This is a genomic window from Propioniferax innocua, from assembly GCF_006716235.1.
Classification (GTDB): Bacteria; Actinomycetota; Actinomycetes; order Propionibacteriales; family Propionibacteriaceae; genus Propioniferax; species Propioniferax innocua.
Genome location: NZ_VFOR01000002.1, coordinates 154,127 through 174,001, shown reverse-complemented (window position 1 = coordinate 174,001; position 19,875 = coordinate 154,127). Strand labels below are relative to the sequence as shown.

The following is a 19,875-nucleotide window of genomic DNA, read 5'->3' as shown; positions in this document are numbered from 1 at the left end:
CTGGTGTCCCTCACATCGCGGGCGGTGGAGGCCCGTGCTTTACCCTCGAGATCATGCTTCGTCGTCTCGCACTCCGCCTGCGGAGGCTGTGGTTCTGGCCCGTTTCGGTCGCCCTGACTCTCGCCTTGGCCGGATGTGGCGTCCTGTGGTCCGGTTCGAACGAACTGCGCGGTTGGGCGGAGAACCATCCACTGCTCACGGACGTGACGTTCGAGGACATCTCGGAGCTCCTGTTCGGAGCGACGATCGGGCATCGCGTCGTGGCGCGTACGGCCTCACATGCCGATGCCGCCGTGGTGCTGGACGACCTGCGTGATCATGTGTCCTCCCGGGAGATTCGCCGTTGGGGTCTCGAGCTGCGATGGGACACCGAGGCTGGCGTCAGCGGGATCGACGTGGGGAACAGTCCGCAGTCGGAGGACGCCCAGGGGTTGGCCATGGCAGCGCAGCCGTTGCCCTCCGGCGTCGACGAGCGGATGGTCCGCTGGGGCATGCGCGGCTCCAACTCAGGCCCTCGAAGGGAGCGGGACCACTTCGGCCCGGATGCTGCTGCCGCAGCGTCGTGGAATGACGAAGCGGGCACGTCATGGGCCGACATCGTGCGGTTCTGCGAAACCGAGGACACCTGCCTCCAGGGGGAGACCATGCAGGAGCTCACTGGCCGGAGCGGGATCGTCGCTGCGGTGCAGGACGCCGGGCTGACGGTGGCCCTGACGCCTCGACATCCCAATCTGATCACCGTGGATGATGATCCTGCGGTATTGCGGGCCGTCGAAGTGGCCGCACCCCTGCAAGCACCGCAGGTGGAGTTCACCGGTGACGCCTTCACCGTCGCGAGCGACACCCCACCTCAGGACCTCCCCGAACTACGACGATTCCTCGGCCGCATCGATTCGGTCGTCTACGTGCCCGGCAGACGGAGCACATTCACCGCCACCACCGCCGAGCAGAGCCGCCGCCTCCTCGCCGAGGCGCCGACGCTCACCCACCCGGTCCGGCTCAGTGGCGAGGCCTCCGGGCAGACGAAGTGGATGGTGGAGGACGTTTCGGGCGAGTCCGTGCGTCGCGCCGCCCCGGCGATGCAACGCGTCCTCGACTCCGGCGACGCTCGCATCTGGCTGGAATCCGACGGGGCGCGCGTCTGGCTGGACGACGACCCCGACACGTGGCCGGGTGTTCTCGGCGAGGTGCGTGACATGTGGGACGACGGACACTGGTCCCTGACCGTCACACACCTGGATTCATCGGCACGATTCCGCAGCACCCCCGACGGGGACGCCGAGGCGTCCACCATCGCAGGGGACCACGGACAACAGATCGTCGAGGCCTGGAACGCCAGCTCCTGACCGGGGAATCGTCAAGAGCAGGGCTCAGACCACGCCGAGCGCCAGCATGGCGTCGGCCACCTTGATGAACCCCGCGATGTTGGCGCCGGCCACGTAGTCATCGGGCTTGCCGTATTCATCGGCGGTCTCGAGGCAACGCTGGTGGATGCCCCGCATGATCTGGCCCAGACGGTCCTCGGTGAAGCCGAAACTCCAAGTGTCACGGCTCGCGTTCTGCTGCATCTCCAGGGCGCTGGTGGCGACGCCGCCGGCGTTCGCGGCCTTGCCGGGGGCGAAGTGGATGCCTGCCTCGCGGAAGCGTTCGATGGCCTCCGGGGTGCTCGGCATGTTGGCGCCCTCGGCCACGTAGCGGCAGCCGTTCTTGATGAGCGTCAACGCCTGCTCCTCGTTGATCTCATTCTGTGTGGCACACGGCAATGCGATCTCGCAGGGAACATCCCACACCGAGCCGGTGGAGCTGAACGGCACGTTCTTCTCCTCGGCGTACTCACTGATCCGCCCGCGGCGACGTTCCTTGATCTCGCGGAGCAGATCGAAGTCGACGCCGTTCTCATCGACCACATACCCGCTGGAGTCGGAGCAGGCCACGACGGTGCCGCCGAGTTGCTTGACCTTCTCGATCGCGTACAGGGCGACATTGCCCGAGCCGGAGACCACGACGCGCTTGCCGTCGAAGCTCTCCTTGTTGGCCTTCAGCATCTCCTCGGTGAAGAACACCGTGCCGTAGCCGGTGGCTTCGGTGCGGACGAGGGAACCGCCCCAGTGGATGCCCTTGCCGGTGAGGACGCCTGACTCGTAGCGATTCGTCACGCGCTTGTACTGCCCGAAGAGGAAGCCGATCTCACGCTGGCCCACGCCGGTGTCACCGGCCGGCACGTCGGTGTACTCACCGATGTGCCGATGCAGCTCGATCATGAACGACTGGCAGAACCGCATGATCTCCATGTCGGAGCGGCCCTTCGGATTGAAATCAGAGCCTCCCTTGCCGCCGCCGATGGGCATGCCACTCAGGGAGTTCTTGAAGATCTGCTCGAAGCCAAGGAACTTCACGATTCCCAGGTACACCGAAGGGTGGAAGCGCAGCCCGCCCTTGTAGGGGCCGAGTGCCGAGTTGAACTCGACGCGGAAGCCACGGTTGATCTGCACCTGCCCGCTGTCGTCGATCCACGGGACACGGAAGATGATCTGACGTTCTGGTTCGCAGAGGCGCCGGATGACGGCGGCATCCACGTAGTCGGGGTGCTTCTGGACAACGGGGCCCAAGCTGCTGAGGACCTCACGAACGGCCTGATGGAATTCGGCTTCCCCCGGGTTGCGGCCCAACACCTCGTCGTAGATGTCGTGCAGTTTTGCGTCGAGCGCCACGTATCCTCCTTCATTGAACCGGGGTCAGATTACTCGTTCTCGAGCCCCCGTCTCACATCGTCGCCTGCGTGGACACCGGGCTACTGTGTGGTGGAAGTCCTGTACACGTGCTATGCGTCCGAGGGGTGGCATGTCGATCGTCGAGCCCGGAGACCTTCTGATCTCCCATGTGACTCTGCGGGATGGATGGTTCGACGACGCTGTGGTTCTCGTGCTCGATGTCGATGACGGCGGCGTTCTCGGAGTCGTGCTGAACCGCCTGACCGATGTGGATCTGGCCGAGGTGCTGCCGCAGTGGGTGGACCAAGTGAGCCCGCCCGGTCGTCTGTACTGCGGTGGTCCGGTGTCGCCGAATGGCGCGATCTGCTTGGCCAGTGCGATCGATGATGATGAGCCGCCGGGATGGCGTCGGGTCTTTGACAGGGTGGGCCTGTTGCACTTGGACACGCCGGTCGAGCTCGTGGCCGGTGCCTATGACCACATCCGGATCTTCGCCGGTTACGCGGGGTGGAGCCCGGGGCAGCTTGAGAGCGAGATCGCACGTGACGCCTGGTTCGTCGCCCGTGCGCGCTACGACGACGTGTTCGGGCTGGATCATCAGGGGCTGTGGCGCTCGACGCTGCGTCGGCAAAAACCGGAAGTTGCCGTTTGGTCGACCTGGACCGCCGATTCGGGCTCCAATTAGTGGTTTATTGGCCTCATGAACGACTGGGGCATCCCCGCTGACGACGACATCAATCCCCTGGGGCCGACTCCCGCCGGACTCGACACAGAACCCGCCGAAGGCGGAGAAGCGGTGGAGGAGTTCACCGATGGCACCGGGTCTGTGACGCTCGGTGTGGATGATGACGGTGTCATCGTGGCGATCAGGATCAAGAACAACTGGCAGGACGCCGGCCGCGGCCAGCCCCTGAACGCACTGGTGATGTCCGCCGGCCTGGCCCTCAGCGGGCGGATGCCCCAAGGTGACATGGGGGTGGCTGTCGTCTCGCCCTCGATGCCACAGGTGGACTCGCGCAGGTTGATGGATCAGGACTATTTCGACCCCGAGGTGATCTCCCGCATCGAGCGAGGCTTCGCAGAGCTGGGGCAGCCGGTGGATCCGGACGAAGAGGGCTATCGGGATCGCACGGATTTCACGCCCGCAGAAGGAAGCAGCATGAACCGGAAGATTACCGTCGTTCTCGGGCCCGGAAAACTGCTGCAGAGGTGCACGATTGATCCGGAATGGAGTTCGGGAGCACGCGTCGACAAGATCGCGGAGACCTTCATGGAGGCCCATGGCCGAGCGCTTGCTTCCTACTCCCCGCCTGAAGTGATTCCTGGTCGTGGCCGCGAACGCGTGAAGCTGACGCAGGATGTCGCTCAGGCGACACTCGATCTGCTCGCAGGTCGTTCCGCACGTGAGGGGAAGGACACCCAGTGACCGACGAGACGATGCATGACCCTTGGGACCAGGCGCGGGTTCCGACGCTTCAGGAGCTCGCCGCTCACCGCTCGGGCATGACGCAGATCCGCGCTGGAGATGAGTTCGCTGAGGATGATTCGGACATCTACGAGGCGCTGATCGACCCCAATGGCGCCGGCGGTAAGGAGAGCGGCGGCAAGGGCGGAGGATCTCCGATGATGATGCCGCCTCCGATGATGGGCGGTATGCGCGGCGGTGCCGGTGGAGGCATGGCCGGTGGTCCCGGTGCGGGAGCCGGTACAGGTGCTGGAGCAGGTGGTATGACCGGAGGCGCTGCGGCGCCGATGGGTGCTTCCGGAGGTGCTGGAGCCGCGCCCATGGGCGGCCCTGGGCTGACCAGTGCGGCTGGTCTCGACCCGAATGTCTCCGGCATGGGCGGACCCGGTGGTGGTCTTGGTGGTTTTGATCCGTCGTCCATTGATCCGAACGATCCGAGTACGTGGCCGCCTGGGTTTGATCCGAATGATCCGAGCACGTGGCCTCCTGGGTATGACGGTGGCGGTTCGATGCCGGGGACCGACGGTCCGGGGCTTGATGGTTTCGATCCGAGTGACCCGAGCACTTGGCCACCGGGGTACGACGGTCCTGGCCTGGATGGGCCGGGGCTCGATTTGCCGGGTTCGAAGCCCTATGACCCGAATGATCCGAGTACGTGGCCGCCTGGGTTTGATCCGAATGATCCCAGTACGTGGCCTCCGGGGTATGACCCGGATGATCCGAGTACGTGGCCGACAGGGTCGGATGATCCTCGCTTCGGCCCCGGTGCCGGGGGGCCGGGGATGGACGATGTCAGCATGCCCGGTACGGACATGCCCGGTGGCGGTATGCCCAGCACGGACATGCCCGGTGGCGGTATGCCCAGCACGGACATGCCCGGTGGTGGTATGCCCAGCACGGACATGCCCGGTGGTGGTATGCCCAGCACGGACATGCCCGGTGGTGGTACGCCGAGCACGGACATGCCCGGTGGGGGAATGCCGGGTGGTGGTATGCCCAGCACGGACATGCCCGGTGGTGGTATGCCGAGTGGGGGCATGCCCGGTGGTGGTATGCCGAGTGGGGGCATGCCCGGTGGTGGTATGCCGAGTGGGGGCATGCCCGGTGGTGGTATGCCGAGTGGGGGCATGCCCGGTGGCGGTATGCCGGGAGGAATGTCGGAGTTCGAGCCCACGTCGTTGCGTGATCTGGCCAAGAAGTGGCGACGGTTCTCGGATGATTTCGACGGGCACAAGACCGACGTGATGGGGTTCGCCGTCGGTGAATCCGACTTCCCGTTCGCCTCCGCCCGGCTTGCCTCCAGCTATCAGGCGCTCAGCGGGCGCTTGGAAACCTACTTCGGTGATGGCGGTGGTGAGTTCACCACGATCGCGGACAAGCTGGACGAGGCCGCCACCCGATATGGCGAGACCGAGGACGAGAACACGCAGTTGGCTGCAGACGCAGCGGCGGCCGGACATGAGACCGGATCGGGTGGGGCGGGCAGTGGGCCGTCCACTCCCGGCGGCGGACCACGGCCCATGATGGCTTGAGGAGCGAGAAGATGACTCAATCGGTGACATCGCCCAGCTTGGACATCAAGCAGTGGCACATGATCGATTCGTTCATGGTGAACGACCACATCAATCCGCTGAAGACGGCAGTGGAGAACGCCTGTCAGAGTGATGGGTCGTGGCTGAGTGACACGATGGACTTCCTGATGCCTGACTGGATGTCCCAGGCGCTGGATGCGCCGATTCGCCTGTTCGACGCTTTGGTGCCGGGGGATCAGGTCAACTTTCCCGACATCGTCAAGGCTGATGGAACCGTGCTGGTGTCGAACGGCCCGCACCAGATGGCCACCAACGCTCGGGACGCCTTCCAGTCATTCGAACAGGAGGCCAAGCGGTTGGCCGACGAAGTTCTCACGCTGTGGGAGACCGAGTACCAGCCGTATTCCAGCGCACCGAAGAAGCTGCACGACGTCGGCACGTCGTGGCATGACATCGCCACCTCCATGGCGGAAATACCCACGGGGATCGCTGAGGCCCAGCAGATCCAAGGGTGGTCTGGTGAAGGCGCTGAGGCATACGCGCGTGTCGTTCCGCATCAGTCGGCAGCGTCGCAACAGACCGGGGAGCTGGCCACGGCCAGTGGAAATGTCCTGAACAACGCCTCCAGGGGACTGCAGGGGCTGTATCTGTCATTCGCGGCCCAGCTGGCACAGGCAAAGGCATCCATCGAGGGCTATGAGGTGCAGGGGATCGAGAAGACGTGGGGGTGGTTTTGTAATACCGCTCCTCGGGCGCGTCAGGCCACTGCGGTGCTGGAAGCAGTCTTGGATTATCTGCGCAATGACCTGCCCACGAACGAGACCTACTGGGCGAGCAATGTCGATGAGGCGTCCACGATCCTCACCGACAACGAGTCCGTGGATCGCGATGTCTTCGTGGGCGGCAAATGGCCGGCATCGGAAGCGGAGAAGCTGGGCAAACTCGAACAGGGCGGTGGCGGCATGCCGACCTTCCAGCAGCCGCAGATGCCGACGCCGACGCCGACGCAGACGCCCATGCCCGAGCCCACGACCGGGATGCCGGTTCAGGGGCAGGACACGACCCGGACCGATGACATCGATCAGTATGCCGCCGGGCCTGGGGTCTCCCCGTGAATGTGGCCGTCATGTTCAGGCAGGGGTGAAGTCGGGCAGTCCTCAGATCCCGGCACGCCGACATGGTGTGGCGCGGGATCTGCGCTGATCCGCTCTAGACTGTGGCCAGTTTCCTGAAGATGAGCTGGGGGAGAGTGTGACTGAGTCGAAGCCGACCATTCTGGTGGTCGATGACGATGCGGCGTTGGCCGAGATGCTGCAGATCGTTCTGCGGCAGGAAGGTTTCGACAGTGAATGGATCAGCACCGGTGACGGTGCCCTCGAAGCATTCCGGAGCCATCAGCCGGACCTCGTCCTGCTCGATCTCATGCTGCCGGGGCGCGATGGCGTCGATGTCTGCAAGGACATCCGCGCCGAGTCCGGTGTTCCGGTGATCATGCTCACCGCGAAGTCCGACACGCTCGATGTCGTTGCTGGCCTCGAAGCCGGCGCGGACGACTATGTCGCCAAGCCGTTCCGTGCAAAGGAGCTTGTGGCACGCATCCGAACGCGTCTTCGCCGCATCGGGAATGATCAGCCCCAGGAATCGGAACTGACGATCGGGGACCTCACCATCAACGTGGCCGGACACTCGGTTCGCCGCGGAGAGACGGAGATCTCCCTGACCCCACTGGAGTTCGACCTCCTGCTGGCGCTCGCGCGTCGCCCCAACCAGGTGTTCTCGCGTGAGACGCTCCTGTCCCAGGTGTGGGGCTACCGACATGCGGCCGACACGCGTCTGGTGAACGTTCACGTGCAGCGTCTGCGTTCCAAGATCGAATCGGACCCCGAACATCCACAGATCGTGATCACGGTGCGCGGCATCGGTTACAAGGCGGGCGAGTCGGCTGAGTGACCGGCTGACGCGACTGTTCACCTGGCCCTCACGAGTGTGGTGGGGGTCTGTGCCGCTGCGCGTCATCGGCACGACGCTGTTGGCATCGGCATTCGTGATGGTGCTCGGGGGCATGCTGCTGATGCGTCAGGCCAGCGATGGTGTGCTCGAAGGCAAGAAGCAGTCCGCGCTCGTCGAATCGTCGGTGGCCGTGGACACTGCTCAGCGGCGTCTCCAAGCCGCAGACTTCTCCAGCAGCAACGTCAACGAGCTGCTGACCCAGCTCACCTACGAGGTCGCTTACCGCGGTTCCTTGGGGGGCCAGTACCACGTGGTGTTGCAGGGGCCGGTGGCCGAAAGCAGTTCCGATCAGGTGCGCCCGGCGTCGGTTCCCGATGAGTTGCGGCGACGCGTCACCGAGAGCACCTCGACCGATCTGCTGGTGACCCCGACGCTGATCCAATACAGCGATGGGCGTCCCGATGAACCCGGGTTCGCCGTTGGCGCCAGTCTCAGTGCGAATGATCAGACGCGTTTCCCGATGTATCTGGTGTTCCCGCTGACGCAGGAGGTCCAGACCCTCGATGTGCTTCAGCGAGCGGTGTTCACCACGGGCATCCTTCTGGCGCTGCTCCTGGCTGCGATCGCGGCCCTTGTCTCACGCCAAGTGGTGACGCCGGTGCGCCAGGCACGTCTGGCGGCCGAACAGATCGCATCGGGACGTCTGGAGAACCGCATGGAGGTCCGAGGCACCGACGACCTTGCTTCCCTGGCGGAATCCATGAACAACATGGCTGCCGAGCTGCAGCGTCAGATCACCCAGCTCGAGGAACTCTCACGTGTTCAGCAGCGCTTCGTCTCCGATGTCTCCCATGAGCTGCGCACTCCACTCACCACGGTGCAGATGGCCGCGCAGGTGCTCTACGACGGACGCGGGGAGATGGATCTGGTCGAGCGACGCTCCGCCGAACTCCTGCAGGACGAGCTCGAACGTTTCGAATCACTGCTGGCCGATCTGCTCGAGATCTCCCGGTTCGACGCCGGCGCGGTGAAACTGAGCCTGGACCCGGTCGACATGGTGCAGGTCGTGGCCGATGAGGTGGACGCCCAGCAGGCTTTCGCGCATCGTTCGGGAACGCACCTCACCATTCAGGAGGATGGGCCTGCGATAGCCGAGATCGATGTGCGCAGAGCACGTCGGATCCTGCGCAACCTCATCACCAATGCCATCGAACACTGCGAGGGTGAACCCATCGAAGTCATCGTCGCTTCCGGCTCCAAAGCCGTTGCCGTGGCGGTTCGTGATCATGGCATCGGGTTCGAAGCGGGGCAGGCCAAGCAGGTCTTCCACCGGTTCTGGCGTGCCGACCCCTCGCGGAATCGTACGGTCGGTGGAACCGGGCTCGGGCTCTCCATCGCCATGGAGGACGCGCGGCTCCATGGCGGTTGGTTGAACGCATGGGGGCGCCCGAACCAGGGAGCACAGTTCCGGCTGACCCTGCCCAAGCGCGCCGGAGATGTGCTGGAGGTTTCTCCGCTCCCGGTGATCCCGCGTGATCTGGTGCCGTCGCAGCCCATTGAGCAGGTCCGCGTCATTCCGCTTCCCGGACCGACACGCGCCGCCGGCGTCGCCGATGATGCTTCGGAGTACGCCACCTTGGAGACCGCCTACACACCCACCGACGAGGAGGGCGGCATCGACCGACCGCGGCGGAGCGCGGAGTCGAACGCTGCCTCCGCCGATCTCGCAACCGGTGCCCGAAACGCTGATGATGCGAGTACCAGCGATGGGGACAGGGCGGACGCAGCCGCGACGGGAATGGGCACAGATGCCGCAGGCTCGGGGAGTGAAAGCCGAGACGAGCAGGACGACAGGGACGAGCGTGAGAGGGGGACATCGGAGTCATGATCGGGAAACTTGTTCGAGGCGTGGTGGCACTGCTGGCTCTGTTGACGCTCGTCGGCTGCGCGAACATCCCCACTCGTGGCCCGGTGGAGGTCGCCCCGGGAATCCAGGAGGAACCCGATGTGGGCGTTCAGGTGGCTCCCGAGCCGCCGCGCGCCGATTCGTCTCCGCGCACCGTGGTGGAGGGGTTCTTGCAGGCGATGGCCAACTATCAGCCCGGCTACCACGTGGCCAGGCAGTACCTCACCGAGGATGTCGCCGAGAGTTGGCGTCCGGAAAGTCAGGTGTTGATCTACGCCGATGGCTACAGCGTCGCCACCACACCGGACTCTGCGACATTGACAGCTCCGTTGTACGGGCGTATCGGCCCTGACGGAGCGTTCAGCCGTATGGACCGAACGCTCAAACTGGACTTCGGGCTGCAGCGCAATGAGGACGGTGAATGGCGGATCTCACGCCCGCCGGATGGCGTGGTGATGACGCAGTACACGTTCGACAACTTCTACAGCAGCGTCGACACCTATTATTTCGACCCGGCCTTCTCCCGTCTCGTGCCGGATCCGGTGTACATGCCGCGGAACAACCGCACTCCCACCACGGTTCTCCAAGCTCTGCTGCGTGGGGCATCGGACTGGCTCGAGCCATCCGTGGCCAGTGCGGTGCCGCCCCAGACCCGGCTCAACGTGCAGTCCGCATCGATGGATGAGGCGGGCGTCGTGGATGTCTCGATGACCGACCACGTGTTGGGCCTGTCCGAGGAGCGACGCACGCGCATGGTCACCCAGATGTTGTGGACGCTCCGCCAACTCCCGCAGGTCTCGGGGCTTCGTATCAGCGTCAACGGTGAGCCGTACCCGGTGCGGGAACAGGACGCCACCGGGATCGTCCCGATCGAAGCGGCCGAATCCCTGGCCCCCGATCCACCGGTGAGTGACGACATGTACGGGCTCTCCGAGGATGGGGTCGTCTCGGTGGAGCCGGGGGCCGCCGGTGCGGCGTTGGTGCCGGTGGAAGGCCCTCTGAGCGAGCAGCCACAGGCGTCCTCCCTCGCGGTGAGCGGAGACCGCTCCCAGGGAGCTGTGGTGTCCGATGGGGAGACCTCCCTGGTGGTGGCGCCCTTCGCTGGAGAGGAATCCGAGTCGATCGTCGATGGCTGCACCGATCTGCTGCGCCCCGACTTCGTCGGTTCCTCCACCAGCGAGCTGTGGTTCGTCTGCAGGGCCGACGGGCGCCAGCGCATCGGCATGTGGGACGGAACCGACCTCATGCCGATTCGCACGGACCTGACCCAGAGCGCGGAGATCGTGAACTTCTCCATCGCTCCAGATGGCGTCCGGTTCGCCGCGGTTCGTCAGCTGACGAGCGGGCGCAAGGAACTCGGCATCGGCCTCATCGACAGGTCTGGTGCCATACCGACTGTGGGCCATTGGCGAACGGTCTCCCTCGCCGAGCCGGGCCAGCCCGCGCAGGTGCAGGCCACCGACGTCGGGTGGGTGTCGGGGGCCTCGTTGGCGGCACTGGTCACAGATGAGGCCGAGAGCAGCAGTCGGGTCATCAGGATCGACCAGAGCGGAAGCCACTACGCCGACATCGGCCAGCCAGAGGAGTGGGACGTGACCCATGTGGCGAGCTCGGCGACTCCGGACCGGGTACGAGCCGCGGTTGTCGGCCGCGGGGCATGGCAGTTCGAGGACGATCTGCGCTGGACCGAATTGAACCCCAATCTGCACGCGGTGGCCTACCCGGGCTGACATGCGCCTCGTCGACGCTGCCGCTGACCTGCTGCTGGGGTCCTGCTGCCCGGGATGTGATGAGCCGGGTTTTCGGCTGTGCTCCGTATGCCGTGGGTTGCTCGCTGCGCCCCAGGCGTTCCGGCTTCCGGGTCTGACCCCTCCGGTCGTGGCAGCTGGTCCCGGTGATGCTCTGGTACGGCGTCTTGTCAGCGCCCACAAGGAACGCTCGGCTTGGTATCTTGCCCGACCGCTGGGAGACCGTCTGGCCGGTGCGGTGGATCATCTGGCCGCCGGTCTGGGTGCCCCGGAGGGTGCCCGTGTCGTGCTGGTGCCGGTGCCGTCGACACGCAGCGCGGTGCGGCGTCGTGGGTATGACGCGACAGCGGCGTTGGCTGTCCGCGCGGCCAAGGCCACCACAGCGACGAGAGCGGAGGTGCATCGGGCGCTGCGACACACCCGTGCGGTACAGGATCAGTCTGGCCTGGACCGTGCTGAACGCACCGAGAATCTCCGGGGAGCCCTGGTTGCGATGAAGCCGACCTCCGGCCGTCCGGCGATCGTGGTCGATGATCTGACGACCTCGGGAGCAACGCTGGCAGAGGCATTGCGTGCTCTTTGCGCAGGCGGTTGGAGTGTTTCCGGGGCTGCCGTGGTGGGAGCGGTGGGCAACTTCACAGGTGACAAGGGGGTTAATCACTGGTGAACCGCCACCGAACAGAGTAGCGTTTGGGCATGGTGCCTTGCGGGTTTGACTTCAGTTCGTGGGGTTGACCTCAGTTCGTGATTTTGACTCGACTCTGTGGGTGTGACTGAGAACGGGTGGATCCAAAAGGCGCCTGTGCGTTGCCCGTCACAGGTGACGGAAACGAACGCACGAGCACACCGAGGAGGTTCATGATGGACATCAAGGTCACTGGTCGGCACATGGGTGTGAGCGACGATTTCGAAGCACGTGTGCACGAGAAGCTGGAGCGGGTCGAAAAGCTTGCTCCCCGTGCGATCCGTATCGAGGTCCAGGTGGCTGGCTATGGAAATCGTCGGCACCCCGATGAAGCGTCGCGGGTCGAGATCACGTTGTTGGGGAAGGGCCCGGTGATCCGGGCCGAGGCTCATGCCCAGGACAAGTACGCCGCCCTCGACAGGGCGGTCGACCGACTGGTGAGCCAGCTCCGAAAGGCTGCCGACCGCAAGAAGGTACGGCGTGGACAGCGAAATCCTCAGTCACTGCATGACGCCATGGCCGACATGCCGGTGGAGTCCGTTCAGGAAGCGTCAGACGAAGCCGTGCCCACCCGCCATGTCGCAGGTATGGAGGTGACCGGTGACGGGCCGCTCGTCGTGCGGGAGAAGACGCATGAGGCGGCGCCGATGTCCTTGGACCAGGCCCTGACCGAGATGGAGCTGGTCGGGCACGACTGGTACCTGTTCGTCGATGCCGAGAGTGGGCGTCCCAGCGTGGTCTATCGCCGCAAGGCCTATGACTACGGTGTGATCCACCTCGACGTCCCCGGCCATTCTGCAAAGACCGCTTGATGTCCTGACAGAACGGCCGTGGCTCGGTGCGATACCTGGATCAGGTACCGCAGGTCACGTGCCGCAATATGACACGAAGGGTCCGACGCCAGCAGGCGGCGGGCCCTTCAGCCTGTCGGCCTCCGGTTCATCCCAGGGTCGGGTCACCGCTGCGAGGAGCTCGTTGAAGGGAGCGAGGTCTCCCTCCTCGGCGGCGTCGACCGATTCCTGGACCAGATGATTGCGCGGGATCACGATGGGATTGACGCCATGGCGCGGTGGGAACGCATCGGTGAAGTCGCGTCGTGCATCGGCGAGCCCGGTGAGGAACTGCTCGCGTTCGTCGGCGTCGATGTGGGCGACCCCGAGCTTGCGGGCAAGACCTGCATCGAATGTCGCCTGGTGGATCTCGGCCATGCAGTGCACCACCTCGGTGGCGGCATCCACCCGTTGGTCGCTGCTGCCCTGCATCATGGGCAGGAGGGCCTCGGCGAGGCGGGCGATGTTCCATCGGATGATGGCGGGTTGCTGGTCGTAGGCGTAGCGTCCGCCACGGTCGATGGAGCTGAACACCGCGTGCGGGTCGTAGGTGTCCATGAAGGCACACGGCCCGTAGTCGATGGTTTCACCGCTGATCGTGGTGTTGTCGGTGTTCATCACGCCGTGTACGAAACCGGTGAGCATCCACCGGGCCACCAGCTGCGCCTGTGTCGTGGCCACCGACCGAAGCAGGGCGAGCGCCGGGTCGGCGTCATCACGGGCGCTCGGATGGTGTCGGTCGATCGCGTGGTCGGTCAGGGCACGGAGGGTGTCATTCTCCTGCAGGGCCGCAGCGAGCTGGAAGGTGCCGATCCGCAGGTGGCTGGAGGCCACGCGGCACAGGACCGCGCCGGGCAGGGGGCGTTCCCGTTGTACGGTCATGCCGGTCGACACCACCGCGAGGGCGCGTGCGGTGGGGATGCCGAGCGCGTGCATGCCCTCGGCCACCAGATACTCGCGCAGCATGGGGCCGAGTGCGGCCAGTCCGTCTCCACCACGGGAGAAGGGTGTTCGTCCCGAACCCTTGAGGTGCAGGTCCACACGACCACCATCCGAGGTGGGGAGTTCCCCGAGTAACAGAGCCCGGCCATCGCCGAGGACGCCGGCGAAGTGACCGAACTGATGACCTGCGTAGGCCTGCGCCGTGGTCTCGGGGACGCCGTTCCCGGTGAGCCAGGCGATCCCCTCATCGCTCCGCAACCAGGCTGCGTCGAGCCCGAGTTCGGCGGCCAACGGTTCGTTGAGAACCACCAGCTCAGGGTCTGGCCACTCCTGGGCCGTCCACGCGCGGGAGAGCGTCGGAACCGTGGAGGCGTACGTGTGTTCCAGCTTGGGTGCGGGCATGGCCTCGAGCGTACGTCTTTCGCCTCCACCTCGACGTTGAGCCGCGACTGCCCGGCGCAACGTCAAGGTGGGCGGGTGCGTCAGCGTTGGCGTCGGTCACTTGCGAAGGGCTTGTCCGGTGCGGGCACCGGCACGGGCTCACCGGTGGGGAGGGCCTTCAAGCCCACGATGGCTCCGATGATTCCGATGAGGAACACGACCTTCCCCGCTGTCACCGACTCCGCGCCGGTCGCCATGGACCAGATGACGGTCAAGGAGGCGCCGATCCCCACCCACACCGAGTACGCGGTGCCGATCGGCAGATGCTTGGCGGCGCGGGCGAGCCCGACCATCGAGATGACGCCTGCAACCACGAACACCAGCGTCGGGACGGGGCGACGCAGGCCATCGGACATCCCCAACGCCGTGGCCCAGACCGCTTCGAACACAGCAGAGGCGATGAGTATCAGCCAGGGCATGTCAACTCACCGCCTTCAATCCGACGATCGAGCCGATCAACAGCCCCAGGAGCAGCGTTCGCGCCAAGGTGATCCGCTCCTGACGTGTGATGATGGCCCACACCACAGCCAACACTGCGCCGGTCCCGGACCACACCGCATAAGCGGTCCCCGCCGGAATCCACATCATCGCCCATGACAGCCCGCCCATCGAGATGCAGCAGGCGATGATGAAGACGAGGGTGGGTTTCAGACGCGTGAATCCGGCCGACATCGAGAGGGCCGCCGCCCAGACTGCTTCGAACATGCCGGAGATCATGAGGATGGTCCACGCCACGGGTGCTCCTTGGGCCACGAGTGCTCCTTGGATTGGGAGAGAGTCCGTGAGACAGTCTTGGCTTCGCCACCGGAGCCGATCCTGGCCAGCGGTGGTCGCGGGTACTGCTCCCTCGTCCGCGGCGAAAACCGTACTCCATTTCCAGTTGGAAGCAGGGCTAGGGTGCCGGTGTGGAACCTCTCAAGACGCGTGAAGATGTGCTGGCGGTCGCAGGTGAGGACCCCTTCGTTCGATGGGGTGCCGGGGCCGAGGGCGAGCGGGCTTGGTCGGCCGATGGCATCGTGGTCCTGGAACGCCGGGATGATCGGCCCGGGTACTGGGTGCTCACTGGGGACGACACCAGTGAGTCCGATGTGGTGGCCGTTCTGCGGGAGATCCGAGACTCCGGGATGCTCGAGGGAATGTTCGGCATTTCGGCGGATCGTCGATGGGGGCGAGTGCTCGAGGCGGAGATTCCTGCGGGGACCGGTGGTGAATGGGACTGGATGTGGACGCAGACCCGGCCCGAGGTGGATCCGGCCGAGCCGACGTTGATCCCTCTGGACGACACCGTCGATGCCGAGTTGATAAATGCCTTCATCGAGGAACACAACAGGCGTCCTTGGGTGCGGGCCGGTGACGGCAGCGTCAAACGGTGGGTCGGCGTGGCCCATCCGCGCGGCGGTCTGCGGGCGGTGGGCGGTGCCACGATCAACTGTTGTGACGTCCCGGAGCTGGTGGGATTGACCACCGCCCAAGACGCCCGTGGCCAGGGCTGGGGGCGCATCGTTTCGGGCTACCTGACGCGGTGGGCGGTGCGTCGCAGCGGGGTCTGCACGCTGGGCGTCCACGCCGACAACGACGCGGCACTGCGTCTGTACCGGAATCTTGGATATGAATCCGCGCGTGAGTGGTCCTCCCGGCGACTGCATGAAGTGGGTTCTGTGCTCTAGGGTCTACCCTTGAGCGTGGTCGCCACCCCGGTGATCGCCCGTGCACGCTATCGAGGAACAAGATCCGTGTCTGTTTTCGACAAGTTGCTTCGCGTCGGTGAAGGCAAGATCCGCCGCAAGCTGAAGTCCATCTCCGAGCAGGTCAACCTCATCGAGGAGGACTATGAGGAGATGTCCGATGAGGAGCTGCGGAAACAGACCGATGGGTTCCGTGAGCGCCTCGACGACGGCGAGACATTGGACGATGTCCTTCCCGAGGCCTTCGCCACGGTCCGCGAGGCTTCTCGCCGCGTGCTGGGAAAGCGTCACTTCGATGTGCAGATCATGGGCGGGGCCGCCCTGCACATGGGCACCATCGCCGAGATGAAGACCGGTGAGGGCAAGACCCTCGTGGCGACGTTGCCGTCCTACCTCAATGCGCTCGAGGGCAAGGGCGTCCACGTGGTCACCGTCAACGACTACCTGGCCGAGACACAGTCCGAGCAGATGGGCCGTATCCACAAGTTCCTCGGACTCACCGTGGGGTGCATCACCGCAGGGATGACGCCGGCCCAGCGTCGGGAGGCTTACAAAGCAGACATCACCTACGGAACGAACAACGAGTTCGGATTCGACTACCTGCGTGACAACATGGCCCAGCGCATCGAGGACTGTGTGCAGCGGGGGCACAACTTCGCCATCGTGGACGAGGTCGACTCGATTCTGGTCGATGAGGCGAGGACGCCGCTGATCATCTCCGGTCCCGCCGAGGACAACCATCAGTGGTATCCCGAGTTCGCCAAGATCGCGACGCGACTGCGCAAGGACGTCGACTACGAGGTCGACGAGAAGAAGAAGACGGTCTCGATCCTGGAACCGGGTATCGCGAAGGTCGAGGATCGTCTTGGTATCCGCAACTTGTACGAGTCGGAGAACACTCCGCTCATCTCGTACCTGAACAATGCGATCAAGGCCAAGGAATTGTTCCGCAAGGACAAGGACTACGTGGTCAACCGCGGCGATGTGCTCATCGTCGATGAGCACACCGGCCGAACCCTCGAGGGACGTCGTTACAACGAGGGCCTGCACCAGGCGATCGAGGCCAAGGAACGCGTCGAGATCAAGGACGAGTACCAGACGCTCGCCACGGTCACCCTGCAGAACTTCTTCCGCATGTACGACAAGCTCGCGGGCATGACCGGTACCGCCAAGACCGAGGAGGCGGAGTTCCAGAAGATCTACGGCCTCTCGGTGGTGGAGATCGAGACCAACAAGCCGATGATCCGCGTCGACGAGAAGGATCTGATCTACCGCACCGAAGAGGCGAAGTTCGAGGCGGTCGTCAAGGATGTCCAGAAACGGCACAAGAAGGGGCAGCCGGTTCTCATCGGTACCGCCTCGGTGGAGAAGTCCGAGGCGCTCTCGAAGTTGCTGACCAAGGCCAAGGTCACGCACGAGGTCCTCAACGCCAAGAACCACGCACGTGAGGCGTCGATCGTGGCCATGGCCGGACGCAAGGGCGCCGTCACCGTCGCCACCAACATGGCCGGGCGAGGAACCGACATCATCCTCGGTGGCAACGCTGAGTTCCTGGCCGAGGCCAAGCTCAAGGCCGACGGTCTCGACCCACTGGAGGACTCCGAGGAGTATGAGAAGCGCTGGCCTGAGACCCTCGAGAAGTTCGAGGAGCAGGTCAAGGCCGAACACGAGGAAGTCGTCGATCTCGGTGGCCTGTACGTGGTGGGGTCCGAACGTCACGAGTCGCGGCGTATCGACAACCAGCTCCGTGGCCGTTCGGGACGTCAGGGCGACCCGGGCGAATCCCGTTTCTACCTGTCGCTCGGCGACGATCTGATGCGGCTGTTCAAGAGCGACATCGTGGAGTGGGTGCTGACTGCTCTGAAGGTGCCCGATGATCAGCCGATCGAGAACAAGCGCGTCTCGGACTCCATCGCCGGTGCCCAGAAGCAGGTGGAATCGCAGAACTTCGAGATGCGAAAGAACGTCCTCAAGTACGACGACGTGATGAACCGTCAGCGTCACGCCATTTATGCCGATCGACGCAAGGTGCTCGAGGGTGCTGACATCGAGACGCACATGCGCTCGACCCTCGACAAGGTCGTGGAGCAGAGCGTCCGGGCACAGACCCCGGGGTTCGCCGAGGACTGGGATCTCGAAGCCCTCTGGGATGGCATGAAGACCCTCTACCCGGTGTCATTGGACATCGAGGAATACGAGGATGTCGAGATCACCCAGGACCAGCTGGTCGAGGATTTCGTCGAGGACGCCAACAAGCGCTACGACGCCCGCGAGGAAGAGCTCGGCGAGGACACCATGCGTGAGGTGGAGCGTCAGGTGATGCTTCAGGTTCTCGATCGCAAGTGGCGTGAGCACCTCTACGAGATGGACTACCTGCGCGAAGGCATCGGACTGCGAGCCATGGCTCAGCGCGACCCACTGGTGGAATATCAGCGGGAGGGCGGCGACATGTACGTCGCGATGATGGAGGCCTTCACCGAGGAGGTCATCAGCCAGATCTTCACCGTGAAGGTGCAGCGGCCCCAGGTGGGGATGGTGCGTGACGCCGATGGGAAGGCTGTGACGGCGGATTCCATCGCGCGGCGCATCGACGCGGGCAAGGGGGCCGAGGCGGGAGCGGAAGCCGATACCGCCACGACCACTGCCGATGGGGATGAGGGCTCCGAGACCACGCCCACGAACCGGGCCGGACGCCGACGCCCCCGCAAGAAGGCCAAGGCCGTCGCCGACAAGCGCACGGCTGCTGGAGACGACGAGGGTGTAGAGGAGACCGGGGAACCGAAACCCAGTCCTCTGCGTGATCGCATCCAGGTTGGGGAGGGCGCCAAGCGTCGGGCCGAACGGCTGCAATACTCGGCCGCAGATGAGTCCGGCAAGGCCGTTGCCCAGGAGGCGAACGCGCCGGAGGCGACCGATCCGTACGCCGGCACCGGACGTAATGAGAAGTGTCCGTGTGGTTCGGGGAAGAAGTTCAAGCAGTGTCACGGGAAGCGCTCCTGAAGCTTCCCGATTGCTTGAACCCTGTGCGGCGTGCCTGAGAGCACGGGCATTGTTCGACGCTTAGTTTGGGGGCATGAAGCGGATCCTCGAGCTGATGGTGCCCGGTCTCGTTGGCGTCCTCATGATGGGGGCCGGTGTCGGTGTGCTGCCTGTCGGCGGAGCGGCTCAGACCGAGGAAACCCTGCCGACCCCCACTGCTCCTGTCGCCGAGCCGTCCTCGGATGTCTCCGCATCGGAGGAGGAACCGGTTGATGGGAAAGCCGGTGACGAACCGGGAATCGAGACAGCTGCCGCAGCTCCCGCGATCGATTGTGCCGTGTTGAAGTGCGTCGCCCTCACCTTCGATGACGGGCCGTCACCGGAATACACGCCGCGTGTGCTGGACACCTTGGTGAGTGAGGGCGTCCCCGGAACCTTCTTCATGCAGGGGTCCAACCTCAAGGCCTACCCGGAGGTCGCCAAGCAGGTGGCTCAGACACCGGGAATGGAGATCGCCAACCACACTGCGACCCACCCCGACCTCACCGGCGTCAACGATGAGCGGCTGCGGGCCGAGATCGGGGGCGCGGCGGATGAACTCGAGAGGGTCACCGGAAAGCGTCCGGTCGCGCTGCGGCCGCCATATGGGTTGCAGGACGAGACCGTCAGCAAGGTGGCCGGTGAGCTTGGTCAGGCGGTGATCCTGTGGGACGTGGACACCCAGGACTGGCAGGAGTCCGACCCGGCGGCCATCAACCAGACTGTGACAGAAGAGGTCCAGGCCGGATCGGTCGTGCTCATGCATGACATCCACGCCTCCGCTCCCAGTGCGCTGCCCCAGATGGTGCGCTCGTTGAAGGAGCAGGGGTACACGTTGGTGACGGTCAGTGAACTCTTCGGGAAGCCCGAACCCGGCAAGGTCTACGAGAACGGCGCCGAATCGGTCTGACGCACTCGAGCAGGCCGCGCTGTGCTGCGGCGTGTCGTGGACGTCTGCGGCT

17 protein-coding genes are annotated in these 19,875 nt (G+C 64.9%); 13 read left to right on the top strand and 4 right to left on the bottom strand.

Annotation, left to right across the window (positions count from 1 at the left end):
- Window positions 1–53: 53 nt before the first annotated feature.
- Entirely contained in the window at window positions 54–1,346 is a 1,293-nt protein-coding gene (locus FB460_RS07475; protein WP_142093527.1) for a hypothetical protein, read from the top strand.
- Window positions 1,347–1,370: 24 nt separating this feature from the next.
- Here FB460_RS07475 and gdhA read toward each other — a convergent pair whose 3' ends face one another.
- The gene (gene gdhA, locus FB460_RS07470) at window positions 1,371–2,711 is read right to left on the bottom strand and encodes an NADP-specific glutamate dehydrogenase (protein WP_142093526.1); all 1,341 of its coding nucleotides are present in this window, start codon (window positions 2,709–2,711) and stop codon (window positions 1,371–1,373) included.
- 130 nt (window positions 2,712–2,841) lie between these two features.
- On the opposite strand from gdhA, the gene FB460_RS07465 reads away from it, so the two are divergent.
- The 9 genes from FB460_RS07465 (at window position 2,842) to hpf (ending at window position 12,809) form a co-directional block, all read left to right on the top strand.
- Window positions 2,842–3,396 (top strand): YqgE/AlgH family protein, encoded by a 555-nt coding sequence (locus tag FB460_RS07465; RefSeq protein WP_142093525.1) that lies wholly within the window; start codon window positions 2,842–2,844, stop codon window positions 3,394–3,396.
- A gap of 15 nt (window positions 3,397–3,411) precedes the next feature.
- On the top strand, window positions 3,412–4,137 hold the full coding sequence (locus FB460_RS07460) for a hypothetical protein (RefSeq protein WP_142093524.1): 726 nt from the start codon (window positions 3,412–3,414) through the stop codon (window positions 4,135–4,137).
- A complete protein-coding gene (locus FB460_RS13425) occupies window positions 4,134–5,708 on the top strand; it encodes a chromosomal replication initiator protein DnaA (protein ID WP_142093523.1) in 1,575 nt (524 codons plus the stop codon). Before FB460_RS07460 ends, FB460_RS13425 begins: the two co-directional genes overlap by 4 nt.
- An 11-nt stretch (window positions 5,709–5,719) precedes the next feature.
- Window positions 5,720–6,823, top strand: coding sequence for a hypothetical protein (locus tag FB460_RS13045; RefSeq protein WP_170209997.1), 1,104 nt, complete (start codon window positions 5,720–5,722; stop codon window positions 6,821–6,823).
- A gap of 136 nt (window positions 6,824–6,959) precedes the next feature.
- Complete coding sequence (gene mtrA, locus FB460_RS07450) at window positions 6,960–7,658, top strand: MtrAB system response regulator MtrA (protein ID WP_281281832.1); 699 nt, start codon at window positions 6,960–6,962, stop codon at window positions 7,656–7,658.
- 49 nt (window positions 7,659–7,707) lie between these two features.
- Window positions 7,708–9,546: an MtrAB system histidine kinase MtrB gene (gene mtrB, locus FB460_RS07445; RefSeq protein WP_246044322.1), complete on the top strand. Its 1,839-nt coding sequence runs from the start codon at window positions 7,708–7,710 to the stop codon at window positions 9,544–9,546.
- Complete coding sequence (locus tag FB460_RS07440; protein ID WP_142093522.1) at window positions 9,543–11,294, top strand: LpqB family beta-propeller domain-containing protein; 1,752 nt, start codon at window positions 9,543–9,545, stop codon at window positions 11,292–11,294. The genes mtrB and FB460_RS07440 overlap by 4 nt, the downstream gene beginning before the upstream one ends.
- A 1-nt stretch (window position 11,295) precedes the next feature.
- The gene (locus FB460_RS07435; protein WP_142093521.1) at window positions 11,296–11,979 is read left to right on the top strand and encodes a ComF family protein; all 684 of its coding nucleotides are present in this window, start codon (window positions 11,296–11,298) and stop codon (window positions 11,977–11,979) included.
- A gap of 191 nt (window positions 11,980–12,170) precedes the next feature.
- Window positions 12,171–12,809: a ribosome hibernation-promoting factor, HPF/YfiA family gene (gene hpf / locus FB460_RS07430; RefSeq protein ID WP_342775213.1), complete on the top strand. Its 639-nt coding sequence runs from the start codon at window positions 12,171–12,173 to the stop codon at window positions 12,807–12,809.
- 54 nt (window positions 12,810–12,863) lie between these two features.
- Here hpf and FB460_RS07425 read toward each other — a convergent pair whose 3' ends face one another.
- The 3 genes from FB460_RS07425 to FB460_RS07415 all read right to left on the bottom strand — a co-directional run bounded on the left by FB460_RS07425 (window position 12,864) and on the right by FB460_RS07415 (window position 14,945).
- Entirely contained in the window at window positions 12,864–14,171 is a 1,308-nt protein-coding gene (locus FB460_RS07425; RefSeq protein WP_142093520.1) for a protein adenylyltransferase SelO, read from the bottom strand.
- Between the two features lie 80 nt (window positions 14,172–14,251).
- A complete protein-coding gene (locus FB460_RS07420; RefSeq protein ID WP_142093519.1) occupies window positions 14,252–14,629 on the bottom strand; it encodes a DMT family transporter in 378 nt (125 codons plus the stop codon).
- Between the two features lies 1 nt (window position 14,630).
- A complete protein-coding gene (locus FB460_RS07415) occupies window positions 14,631–14,945 on the bottom strand; it encodes a DMT family transporter (RefSeq protein WP_142093518.1) in 315 nt (104 codons plus the stop codon).
- Between the two features lie 170 nt (window positions 14,946–15,115).
- Between FB460_RS07415 and FB460_RS07410 the strand changes: the two genes are divergently transcribed.
- From FB460_RS07410 to FB460_RS07400, 3 genes are all read left to right on the top strand, one after another.
- Window positions 15,116–15,877, top strand: coding sequence for a GNAT family N-acetyltransferase (locus FB460_RS07410; RefSeq protein WP_142093517.1), 762 nt, complete (start codon window positions 15,116–15,118; stop codon window positions 15,875–15,877).
- A gap of 66 nt (window positions 15,878–15,943) precedes the next feature.
- On the top strand, window positions 15,944–18,895 hold the full coding sequence (secA, locus tag FB460_RS07405; protein WP_142093516.1) for a preprotein translocase subunit SecA: 2,952 nt from the start codon (window positions 15,944–15,946) through the stop codon (window positions 18,893–18,895).
- 73 nt (window positions 18,896–18,968) lie between these two features.
- Window positions 18,969–19,823 carry a polysaccharide deacetylase family protein gene (locus tag FB460_RS07400; protein ID WP_142093515.1) on the top strand — a complete coding sequence of 285 codons (855 nt, stop codon included), beginning with the start codon at window positions 18,969–18,971 and terminating at the stop codon, window positions 19,821–19,823.
- Window positions 19,824–19,875 lie beyond the last annotated feature (52 nt).

What these genes read in the sequence shown, in the direction of transcription:
- FB460_RS07420 (WP_142093519.1), bottom strand. Translation starts at nt 14,629, where the DNA reads ATGCCCTGGCTGATACTCATCGCCTCTGCTGTGTTCGAAGCGGTCTGG.
- FB460_RS07440 (WP_142093522.1), top strand. Translation starts at nt 9,543, where the DNA reads ATGATCGGGAAACTTGTTCGAGGCGTGGTGGCACTGCTGGCTCTGTTG.
- FB460_RS07400 (WP_142093515.1), top strand. Translation starts at nt 18,969, where the DNA reads ATGAAGCGGATCCTCGAGCTGATGGTGCCCGGTCTCGTTGGCGTCCTC.
- FB460_RS13045 (WP_170209997.1), top strand. Translation starts at nt 5,720, where the DNA reads ATGACTCAATCGGTGACATCGCCCAGCTTGGACATCAAGCAGTGGCAC.
- FB460_RS07460 (WP_142093524.1), top strand. Translation starts at nt 3,412, where the DNA reads ATGAACGACTGGGGCATCCCCGCTGACGACGACATCAATCCCCTGGGG.
- FB460_RS07475 (WP_142093527.1), top strand. Translation starts at nt 54, where the DNA reads ATGCTTCGTCGTCTCGCACTCCGCCTGCGGAGGCTGTGGTTCTGGCCC.
- FB460_RS07465 (WP_142093525.1), top strand. Translation starts at nt 2,842, where the DNA reads ATGTCGATCGTCGAGCCCGGAGACCTTCTGATCTCCCATGTGACTCTG.
- FB460_RS07425 (WP_142093520.1), bottom strand. Translation starts at nt 14,171, where the DNA reads ATGCCCGCACCCAAGCTGGAACACACGTACGCCTCCACGGTTCCGACG.
- hpf (WP_342775213.1), top strand. Translation starts at nt 12,171, where the DNA reads ATGATGGACATCAAGGTCACTGGTCGGCACATGGGTGTGAGCGACGAT.
- FB460_RS07435 (WP_142093521.1), top strand. Translation starts at nt 11,296, where the DNA reads ATGCGCCTCGTCGACGCTGCCGCTGACCTGCTGCTGGGGTCCTGCTGC.